At 69.8% G+C, this 480-nt stretch carries 1 pseudogene; it reads left to right on the top strand.

The window, feature by feature from the left end:
• Nucleotides 1-34: 34 nt before the first annotated feature.
• A pseudogene (locus tag CWM66_RS28385) lies at nt 35-480 on the top strand (excinuclease ABC subunit A); the annotation flags it as partial.

The following is a 480-nucleotide window of genomic DNA, read 5'->3' as shown; positions in this document are numbered from 1 at the left end:
CGCGGCGTTGCGCCGCAAGACAGAGCCGAGCTACATGGGTACGTTCACCGGTGCGCGCCGCTACGTGCTCGACACCTTCGCCAACACCCAGAGCCCGCTGATGAAGCGGCGCGTAGCGCGCTTCATGTCCGGCGCACCGTGCCCGACCTGCGGCGGTCGCCGCCTCAAGCGCGAGTCGCTGTCGGTCACGTTCGCCGGCCTGGACATCGGAACACTGTCGCGTTTGCCGCTGGCCAGCATCGCCGAAGTACTCACGCCCGCGGCGCAAGGGCGCTTCGACGAACCGGTGGCCACCACCACCCGCAGTCGCGCCGCGGGACGCAAGGACATTGCCAGGCGCGTCGCGGCCGGCGGACTCCCGCATACCGGCGGCACGGACGTGCGGCGCACCGCGAACCTGTCCGAGGAAAAGCGGATAGCGGCGCAACGAATCAGCCAGGACCTGATCGAGCGCATTGCGTCGCTGCAGGCGCTCGGCTT

The sequence above is a fragment of the Kosakonia sp. H7A genome (genome assembly GCF_003028445.1).
In the GTDB taxonomy this organism is placed as follows: Bacteria; Pseudomonadota; Gammaproteobacteria; order Enterobacterales; family Enterobacteriaceae; genus Kosakonia; species Kosakonia radicincitans.
This window is presented reverse-complemented; position numbering and strand designations above follow the sequence as displayed.